This window comes from Alkaliphilus hydrothermalis (assembly GCF_016908555.1).
GTDB classification, from domain to species: domain Bacteria; phylum Bacillota; class Clostridia; order Peptostreptococcales; family Natronincolaceae; genus Alkaliphilus; species Alkaliphilus hydrothermalis.
In genome coordinates this window covers 25,544-34,444 of the sequence record NZ_JAFBEE010000025.1, presented here as the reverse complement: position 1 = coordinate 34,444, position 8,901 = coordinate 25,544, and the positions used below count along the sequence as shown (strand labels likewise).

Here is an 8,901-nt window from a genome sequence, read left to right as displayed (position 1 = left end):
AATTCTATCAGAAGGAGTATTCTTATTGTACTATATTGGAAATTATTCTCCGTTTTTGTTTGCCAAAATCTCTCCATTTTATTTTACCATTTACATTTTATCAAGAATAGAGATTCAGTGGATAATTATGTAGAGTTCTTCAATAGCCTTCCACTGTATTATGAAGATGAAAGTTTCATCTATGTTCATGGTGGGATCAGACCGGGAGTGAGTATGCAACATCAAGTAGAAGATGACCTATTATGGATTCGGGAGGAATTCTTTTACTCACCTAAAACCTTCGAAAAGCCAGTTATCTTCGGACACACCCCTACTAAGTATATAACAGGATCATGGGCTCCCTATATTAAGAAAGATAGAATAGGGATAGATACTGGAGTTGTGTTTGGCGGTAGTTTGACAGCTATAGAAATATCCCATGGGGAAATAACAGAAATCTATCAAGTTGCAAAATTGGTAGCTTAATATCGAAAGGAGAATATTATAATGAAGTTGAATCCTATAAAATCCGAAAAAATAAATTTAATCTATGACATGTATGGTATCCTTAATGATTACTTAATTGATACAAATCAATATATGATTATGAATGGATCCTACTATAACTATGAAAACTTCCAAACCTGGAATAAGTGGGAGGTTGCAAAAATTGATATTGCAGGCAATACCTTTTTAATTGTTGATATTGACTTAAATCGATTTAGCTATTGTCGATACATTAGACATGAAAAAAGGGTGTTGAAAAGTGGTTTGAACAGTAAAGATGCTATAGTTGAACTACAAGCTTATTCTAAGCTCCTAGGAGTTGATATACTTGATCAGATGGAGTATTATATTAGTGGTAATCCTAGAGCTATAGAACTATAGAATTGATATAGTAAAACCCTGCTATGATAGTAAGTGTTTGCTATCATAGCAGGGTTTATTAAATTCTTTAAATAAGTCTTACAGAAATAAACTTGTTATCATATCATTGAGTTCTTGAATTGCTTTACCGTCTACATCAAAACCAAACCTGTGAATGAAATTATTAATACGATTTAATGTTGTTACGGGTGTGTTTTCATTTGTCACTACAATCTTTTTCTGATGTATATCTTTTATGGCTTGTTCTGTTGCATAGCATATATTCTTATAATAACAGAATTGCCTAAAAGAAATATCGAAGCTCCTCAATAATTCTTCGTGATTTAATTACCTCATCAAAACCAAACCAACTGCTGTAAGTATATCTTCGTGAATTGTTTGTGGAAAATGACTATTTAATATTATTTGCGCCACTTCCCTAACAAGCGCTCCATCACTGATTAATAATGAGTAGACTTCATCATTAAATCCTCCAACTACACTATTATTTAGCAACCACTTATCCCTTATATTGGATTTTTCAATAGAGATATTTAAATTCCATATTCCATCGTTAGTGAGGTGCACAAATGGTTGTTCTGGGTGGTAGGATCTTCGTATTGGGCCAAACTCTATCAATAAGTAAAATTTGTAAAAACTCATTTACCTATCTTTTATTTGATTCTTTTCTATAAATACTAGTAAATTTCCTCTTTTTTACACCAACAGTATTTTAGGTAAATAAAGAATCAAAAAAGGATGATTTACTATAATTTAATATCTTAAATAAGGGGATAAGTTAAACCCATGAAAACTGTTCCATGGGCTTTGCGCAATTATATTGAATTATAAAAGTTTTAAATACATATCCAAGCTTTTCTCAACTTCCTGTGCAACTAATTTACTAAAGTCGTCATAGTCACTGGTTGTATGAGCTTTGTCTAAAGCATTATAATATTCTAATCTATTTTCTGCCCTAATAATTGAAGCAGGATATCCATTTTTCATAAGCTCTAAATTCATTAAAAGTCTTGCTGTCCTTCCATTACCATCTACAAAAGGATGTACTCCAACAAAAATGCCATGCAGCTGTGCAGCTCTTTCAACGGGATGTAGTTTTTGGGCTTCACTTTCATACCAATTAATGAGAGCTTTCATTTCATCTGAAACAACCATAAAATCTGGTGGAGTATGTTGAGCCCCACTAATTATTACATTTTGATTCCTATATACACCTGCGTATTCATCGCTAATCCCCTTTAAAACTAACCTATGAATATTCTGTATTTGCCACTCATTGAGTTTTTCTTTACTCTTTACTATTTCTTCTACATACAAAATAGCTTCCTTATGATTTATTACCTCTAGGTGTTCTCTAAAGGTCTTCCCACCTACTGTAATACCTTCTAAGACAACTTTTGTTTCCTGTAGGGTTAAAGTATTTCCTTCTATGGCATTAGAATTATATGTCCATTCAAGCAATAAATTCTCCCTGATGCTTTTAACAGTATAAGTCGGTAAAGGTCTTTTACTATCTAACAGTGTCTGCTTTTCTTGTATTTTTTTAAATAAATCCTTCATTGGAATTTCACCCCTCTCTTTTAATTTAAATGGTTAAGGCCTTCATACTCTTCATATTTCAATAACCTCTCTTTTAACTTGTTCGCTTATATTCCAGTGTAATGATTCCTCGGATACAACATCTACCTTTAATGTTAAAAGGCCTTCCAACTCATTCTTCAAGGCAATTAGGTCAAATAATGTACGTCCTTCTTCAAATTGAACAAGAAAGTCAATATCACTATCCGTAACCTCTTCATTTCTGGCAACAGATCCAAAGAGTTGAATTTTTACTACTCCATAGTGATTTGCTATGCTTAAAACATCATTTCTTTTCTCATAAATTAATTTTTTTATCTTCACCATAATCACCTTTGACTATTTGACTTTGTTTATATTATACTTCTTTTCAAGCATTCACTAAACATATTTTCCCATATTATTTTAAGCCTTCATTATTACCATTATTATATCACAATGACTACTTGAAACAACAAAAAACAGATCACCAATAGCAACCTGCTTTTATATTAACCATGATTTTATTTTTCCATAATATATTTCCCTGTTAACTCTCTAAACCATTCTTTTCAAGGGGTATGGGGTTACCCAATACCGTATTCCTGTTGATAAACAGACCAGGGTACGTTCAGTCCCATCCATCTAGTACCAAAACCGCCACCCCATTTTGCCTTATTAACAACCTTCCATGACCCTATTGGGGATGGGTGCCCTGGCCGGCCACTGGCAATGGGGTATTTTTTTATCAACTCGCTACCATTTAATAGGTAGAGTCTTTTTTCTGAAATGTCTATTAAAATCCTCAAATTATTGTAATCAGGATTTTCCTTGATCATATTGGATTCCCATCGATTGTATTCATTAAGTCCTCTTACATCACCATTAGGACGATTTTTCTTATAATAGCTTATTACTGTAGCTGTACCTGATACAACTAGAGCTATCATAAGACAGCATATACAGATTTTTAGCATCCTCTGTTTCAATCTTATCCCCCCTTATGCATTCATTTAATTGTATGCTATAGGATAAGCTTAACATTCTTTAAAAAAATATATTAAGAAAGGTAGTGAACTTCTGTAATATATTCTCCCAGTCAATAGCTGTCGCTTTACTTGCCAAACAGATCTTCTCCTTAGAAGTTTATTATCTGTATTTTAGCAAAGCCCAAGGTTCACATTCTAGGCAGAAAATCTTTGACGGTTACAATTGCTCCTCTGTTATCCCAATTATCCCTGACATCTCATCCACATAGCATATTCCTGAGTCTAAAAGTTTTTCGATTAAAAGTTCAATCTCTGAAAAATTTTCAGCTTGTCTCTCCTTTAATTCCACATCCATGACTGCTACAGAGTAGAAGATATACTTTACCCTGTCTACCTTCCCCTACGCATTATTAACTATGTCCCTTTACGTTCAAAACCCCCTTTTTTTCAGTGGTATATATGTGTAGTAGCATAGTAAGGAATAACCTTAACTATGCTTACATATACATAGGATTCGTTAATGCCCTAATCAATAGATTTTATTAGAGGAAAACCTATATTTATGTAGAATAACAAATAAGTTCCAAATGCTTCTAAATTTAAAGATAACAGGGGGATTTAAATGAGAAAGACTTTGAGAAATGCAGGTATATTAGGAGTTGGGATATATATGCCTGAAAACATTATTACAAATGATTACTGGGATGATAAAGAGTTTCTTAATCGACCCGCTAAAAAATCATTTGAGGATTGCTTTATAGGTATTAAGGAAAGAAGATACTTCTCATTAGATATGTGTCCTTCAGATGCAGAAGTTGAGGCCGGAAAAAGAGCACTAGAAATGTCTGGAGTAGACCCCAATGAAATTGACTTAGTCCTAACCCATGCAATGGTACCAGATGAAACAATTCCTGGAAATGCGAGCATCATCCAACATAAGTTAGGTTTAAAAAATGCTGCCGCCTGGAACATGGATACTTGTTGCTCCAGTTTTGTTACTATGCTTATTACTGCTTCTAACTTAATTGCATGTGGTACGTATAACAAGATCCTTATAACAACCTCAATATTTCACTCTAAAATCATTGATGAAAATGATTATCTATCACCTTGTGCAGGAGACGGTTCCAGTGCAGTTGTAATTGGAGAAGTATCTGAAGATAGGGGTTATATTGCTTCCCATGCAACTTCCGATGGATACTACCATGATGCCTTTACTGTTAGAGAAAGGTTTCCTCTAGCGCATTCATCAAAAAAACATAGCAATATAACATCACCTATCCGTAATCTTATGACTACTAATCCTGTAAAAGTTAAAGAAATGGGAAGAATGTCTATAGAGCAAATGACACCAGTTATGCTTAAAACTTTAGAAAAGGCTGAGTTAAGACCAGAAGATATAAATTTCTTTTTATCTCATCAACCAGCCCCTTGGGCTCATGATGCTTGGCGGGATTCTATAGGAATCCCTAAAGAAAAGTCTTATCATACCTTTAGTATATATGGAAATCTAGCTTCTACCTCTATACCGACTAACCTGTATCACGCTCTAGATAAAGGTTTGATTAAGGATGGAGATTATATATTAATCGCTTCGCCAGGTGCCGGTGAAAATCATACTTCTGCTGTACTTAAATGGGGTAAGTAAAAATTCGAAATGGAGTGAATATAACTTGAAAAAAAACGCATATGAAGAAGGTATGAAAATTATAGATGAACTAGTAGGGGAAGGAAAGGACGACTATCTTTCTAAGCTTGATAGTATTTATGAGGGATTAGGAGATACCATAGTTGAACATTTATTTGGCAACTTATATTCAAGAGAAGGACTAGATCTAAGAACAAGACAATTAATTACTATTGCCCTCTTAATCAGTGATGGAAATAATGAGCAACTTCTTTTCCATACTCAGTGTGCTCTAAATATTGGGGTTACAAAACAAGAAATCATTGAAATGATGCTACAAAGCGCTACCGTTATTGGCCTACCCAAAGCATTGTCAGCGTTGAAGACAGTAAATGTACTTTTTAACCTGTAAATATCGGAAAAACGAGCTGCACTTATATGGTAGCTCGTTTTTTCGTAAAAAAGCTAGTATGTAATTTAATTACAAATACATTTATACACTTCTATTCTTCTTCTCAATAAAAATTCTAAGTAATCCTACTAGTCTATGCTAACCATTATAAAGTCTCCTCCTTAGAAGACAATTATCTGTATTTTAGCAAAGCCCAAGGTTCATATTCTAGGCAGAGATTCTTAGACGGTTACAATTAAAAGAATTGCTTTAAGATATAGAGGTTCTTAAGAGAAACTTGAATAATCTCATTGATGAAAAAGAAAATCTCACCAGTCAGATACTTAATGCTGCCATAACTAAGTACAATGAATTAATAAAGTCTAAACTTAATCAATATTATTAGTCTTTTAATCAGTCGCATAATCAACTATTGCATCTTAAAAGGTATCCTTCATATTTATAGCTACTTAGGATCATACAGCCATAATTATTCAGTATCTAAATAATAGTTTAAAGAGGACAATCTAAGGGTTTTGGGGCCGTGATTGGGGTTTTTCCAATGATAAATTATATTTTCTAATTCTATACTGTAAGCCTTGTCGAAATAATCCTAATGCTATGGCAGTTTCACTAATGTTATAATTATGTTTTTTAAGGGCATTTTGAATTACACTTTTTTCATATCTACTCATAATACTACTCAAATTAGAATCTTCTATGGACGACGGTAAAGGACTATCACTGGAAGGAGTGTTATTATATTTTATAATATTCTGAGGAATGTCTCTTGTAGTGATATAAGAATCTTCACAGACATTTATTGAATACTCAACTGTATGTAAAAGCTCTCTAACATTACCTGGCCAATCATAAGACTCTAATATTTTAAGGACGGAGTTACTTGTTTTAAAATTATTTCCGTATGCTATCTTATTAATGAAGTGATTGTAAAGTATAGAGATATCCTTCCTTCGTTCCCTCAAGGAGGGGATATATATTGTAATTGTATTAATTCTATAATATAAGTCTAATCTAATTTTTCCAGTATTTAGAATATCTTGTGGCGATTCGTTGGTTGACGAGATTATCCGTACATCACATGAAATTTCCTTAGTCCCCCCCACCTTCATATATTTTTTCTCCTGAAGAACTCTTAGCAACTTTGATTGTACAGTAAGACTCATGGAGTTTATCTCATCTAAAAATAACGTCCCCTTGTTTGCTTTCTCCAGAAGACCTGATTTGTTAATGCTCCCAGTAAAACTACCCTTTTCTGTACCAAAGAGTATACTTTCTACCAACCCCTCCGGTAGTGCAGCACAATTAATTGCTATAAACTCATTCTCACATCTTTTACTCTCACTATGAATACTTTGTGCAAAAAGCTCTTTTCCAGTTCCTGTCTCTCCATAAATTAATACCGATGTATCTGTCTTCGCAATTCGTTTAGCTAAATTTACTGAATCCTTGAATTCTTCATCTTCACCAATTAAGTCATCAAAGTTGTAGTATAGATTTTTATAGTAGGACTTTTGTTTATGATCATTACCCTTCTTTACAAAGTTGTTGAGTTGAGCAAGCTCTTTACAACTCCCTTGAAGATATTTATTAAATCTAACTATACTTAATCCTCCTACCAATACATCATCTATAAAAATAGGATAGCCAGAATTTATGCTAGATATTGTTTGATCAGAATAATTACTTACAAAAGTATCATATATATCTAACAGTTTTTGTTTGCTTTTCAAAGCCCTAAGTATACAACTTGTTTCAGTTGTCAATGGATATACATCCGAAATATGTTTACCCGTAGTTAGCCTTCTATTTAAAAACTCTCCCTTTTCAGCTGCTCGATTAGTAAACAAAATATACCCACTTTTATCAACAATATGTATTCCTAAGTCTAATAAATCAAGAATCTTTTGATAAAACACATTATGATATCCTGCGTTGGAGATATGAGCTATAAACCCATCCTTACTAGGTGTATCAACTACTGTATATTTTACTGGAAGATTATTATATAATGTGGTGCCACTCTTTGTATTTAAATCAATATCTATAAAACTTAGTACATGCTTTCCTATGAATTTCTCATTAACATGATTATCCCCATCTAAATGTCCTTGGGACATAAAAACAATTCTATACAGGCTATCTAAGACCATTATAATATTATAAAGTTGCAATATTAATCCCCCCACTATTCAGTATCTTCTGTTATTATAGTGTATATATGGTACCATAGGCCCCTACCAAATGCAATATTCTATTTCACCAGGTCTCTTGTTACGTTAATAAATATTGAAAAATGCATATGTATAGAGATGCATTAAGTAAGTGCATGCAATATCTTATTGCACTTTTTTATATTTATATTATTCAGATTAGTCTAAATAGTCCGATTTTATGGTGTTTTACCCCCTAATATCTTAGTAAAAAGTGGCATGGTATTTGCAATATAATTAGAGGGACAGGGCCATAAAACATTTTCTTCAAGGAGGTGAAAAAATGAAGCAAGAATTAGCTAAATTTTTTGATGTTCCACCAGAAGGTTATTCTTCTATTGAGCTTATGCTCACAGAAGAAGAAATTACTCTTATAGAGTATATGCAAGATAAAAAATATACTTACGAAGAACTCTTGGTATTAATTCAACCTCGTTTTGATTTAGACCCCAAAGAGTTTATTAGTCAAGCTTATAAAAGAGGGGTTATTAATAAAGAAAGAAGAAATGATTCAATAGTATATAAATCTGCTAGTTTATACACTAGACTAGCTTATTTTGCCCAATATGAATCAGACTTATGGAAAAGTATCGCTCCAAAAGAACGGGAAGACCTGGATAGGTGGTACGTTAAAAAATATGCTGAAGGAGCTATTCCTAGACTTAAGGAAATTGAGAATGGATCTACTAACCTAATCGAAAACGCTTTCTTTTATACTTTAGATGAGACCCTTAATCTTATAGATGAACTCAAAGAGGAAATGTACATTGTTCCATGCAACTGTAAATCCGTTGCTCTTAATTGTGACAAACCCAAGAATGTATGTATATTGTTTGAAAAGGATATTAATTCAGAATGGGATAGGGGTTGGGGGGAACCCATCAGCAAAGAAAAGGCTAAGGAAATTGTTACTATGGCTAACAAAAAAGGACTAATGCATACTTCCGAATCCGAGAAAGCCATCTGTAATTGCGACGGTTGTTGTTGTTACCCAATAAGAGCATCAAAAATGATAGGTACTCAAGGTATATGGCCAAAAAAAAGATATAATATATTATGGGAGCAAGACCGTTGTATTAGTTGTGGTATATGTGCTAAGGTTTGTAACTTTAATGCCTTCAATAAAGAGGGGGCAATGATCTCTTTTGAAAAGGAAAAATGCTGGGGCTGTACTATATGCAAAGAACACTGCCCAGTGAGTGCCATTACATTAATAAAACTAGATAAATAGGAGGG

At 33.1% G+C, this 8,901-nt stretch carries 10 protein-coding genes and 1 pseudogene; 5 read left to right on the top strand and 6 right to left on the bottom strand.

Going from position 1 to position 8,901, the window contains the following annotated elements; genetic code table 11:
- On the top strand, positions 1 to 465 hold a 465-nt coding region (locus JOC73_RS13415), incomplete at its 5' end, for a hypothetical protein (RefSeq protein ID WP_456298335.1).
- Positions 466 to 486: 21 nt separating this feature from the next.
- The gene (locus JOC73_RS13410; protein ID WP_204404104.1) at positions 487 to 867 is read left to right on the top strand and encodes a hypothetical protein; all 381 of its coding nucleotides are present in this window, start codon (positions 487 to 489) and stop codon (positions 865 to 867) included.
- Positions 868 to 1,180: 313 nt separating this feature from the next.
- Here JOC73_RS13410 and JOC73_RS15535 read toward each other — a convergent pair.
- From JOC73_RS15535 to JOC73_RS13385, 5 genes and pseudogenes are all read right to left on the bottom strand, one after another.
- Positions 1,181 to 1,488 (bottom strand): annotated as a pseudogene (locus JOC73_RS15535) (phosphorothioated DNA-binding restriction endonuclease); the annotation flags it as partial.
- Positions 1,489 to 1,692: 204 nt separating this feature from the next.
- The gene (locus tag JOC73_RS13400) at positions 1,693 to 2,427 is read right to left on the bottom strand and encodes a Fic family protein (RefSeq protein ID WP_204404100.1); all 735 of its coding nucleotides are present in this window, start codon (positions 2,425 to 2,427) and stop codon (positions 1,693 to 1,695) included.
- Positions 2,428 to 2,478: 51 nt separating this feature from the next.
- Positions 2,479 to 2,772, bottom strand: a complete 294-nt coding sequence (locus JOC73_RS13395) for a nucleotidyltransferase family protein (RefSeq protein WP_204404098.1) — start codon at positions 2,770 to 2,772, stop codon at positions 2,479 to 2,481.
- Between the two features lie 239 nt (positions 2,773 to 3,011).
- The gene (locus JOC73_RS15445) at positions 3,012 to 3,413 is read right to left on the bottom strand and encodes a L,D-transpeptidase (RefSeq protein WP_330613204.1); all 402 of its coding nucleotides are present in this window, start codon (positions 3,411 to 3,413) and stop codon (positions 3,012 to 3,014) included.
- A 217-nt stretch (positions 3,414 to 3,630) separates the two neighbouring features.
- Positions 3,631 to 3,768 (bottom strand): hypothetical protein, encoded by a 138-nt coding sequence (locus JOC73_RS13385; protein ID WP_204404096.1) that lies wholly within the window; start codon positions 3,766 to 3,768, stop codon positions 3,631 to 3,633.
- Positions 3,769 to 4,035: 267 nt separating this feature from the next.
- On the opposite strand from JOC73_RS13385, the gene JOC73_RS13380 reads away from it, so the two are divergent.
- Together JOC73_RS13380 and JOC73_RS13375 are read left to right on the top strand one after the other, a co-directional pair.
- Positions 4,036 to 5,061, top strand: coding sequence for a 3-oxoacyl-ACP synthase III family protein (locus JOC73_RS13380; RefSeq protein ID WP_204404094.1), 1,026 nt, complete (start codon positions 4,036 to 4,038; stop codon positions 5,059 to 5,061).
- Positions 5,062 to 5,086: 25 nt separating this feature from the next.
- Positions 5,087 to 5,452: a carboxymuconolactone decarboxylase family protein gene (locus tag JOC73_RS13375; protein ID WP_204404092.1), complete on the top strand. Its 366-nt coding sequence runs from the start codon at positions 5,087 to 5,089 to the stop codon at positions 5,450 to 5,452.
- 506 nt (positions 5,453 to 5,958) lie between these two features.
- Here the strand turns inward: JOC73_RS13375 and JOC73_RS13370 are convergent.
- Positions 5,959 to 7,626 (bottom strand): sigma-54 interaction domain-containing protein, encoded by a 1,668-nt coding sequence (locus JOC73_RS13370; RefSeq protein WP_204404090.1) that lies wholly within the window; start codon positions 7,624 to 7,626, stop codon positions 5,959 to 5,961.
- Between the two features lie 322 nt (positions 7,627 to 7,948).
- On the opposite strand from JOC73_RS13370, the gene JOC73_RS13365 reads away from it, so the two are divergent.
- Positions 7,949 to 8,896, top strand: a complete 948-nt coding sequence (locus tag JOC73_RS13365; RefSeq protein ID WP_204404088.1) for a 4Fe-4S dicluster-binding protein — start codon at positions 7,949 to 7,951, stop codon at positions 8,894 to 8,896.
- The last annotated feature ends 5 nt before the right edge of the window (positions 8,897 to 8,901 follow it).

What these genes read in the sequence shown, in the direction of transcription:
- JOC73_RS13410 (WP_204404104.1), top strand. Translation starts at nt 487, where the DNA reads ATGAAGTTGAATCCTATAAAATCCGAAAAAATAAATTTAATCTATGAC.
- JOC73_RS13400 (WP_204404100.1), bottom strand. Translation starts at nt 2,427, where the DNA reads ATGAAGGATTTATTTAAAAAAATACAAGAAAAGCAGACACTGTTAGAT.
- JOC73_RS13395 (WP_204404098.1), bottom strand. Translation starts at nt 2,772, where the DNA reads ATGGTGAAGATAAAAAAATTAATTTATGAGAAAAGAAATGATGTTTTA.
- JOC73_RS13385 (WP_204404096.1), bottom strand. Translation starts at nt 3,768, where the DNA reads ATGGATGTGGAATTAAAGGAGAGACAAGCTGAAAATTTTTCAGAGATT.
- JOC73_RS13380 (WP_204404094.1), top strand. Translation starts at nt 4,036, where the DNA reads ATGAGAAAGACTTTGAGAAATGCAGGTATATTAGGAGTTGGGATATAT.
- JOC73_RS13365 (WP_204404088.1), top strand. Translation starts at nt 7,949, where the DNA reads ATGAAGCAAGAATTAGCTAAATTTTTTGATGTTCCACCAGAAGGTTAT.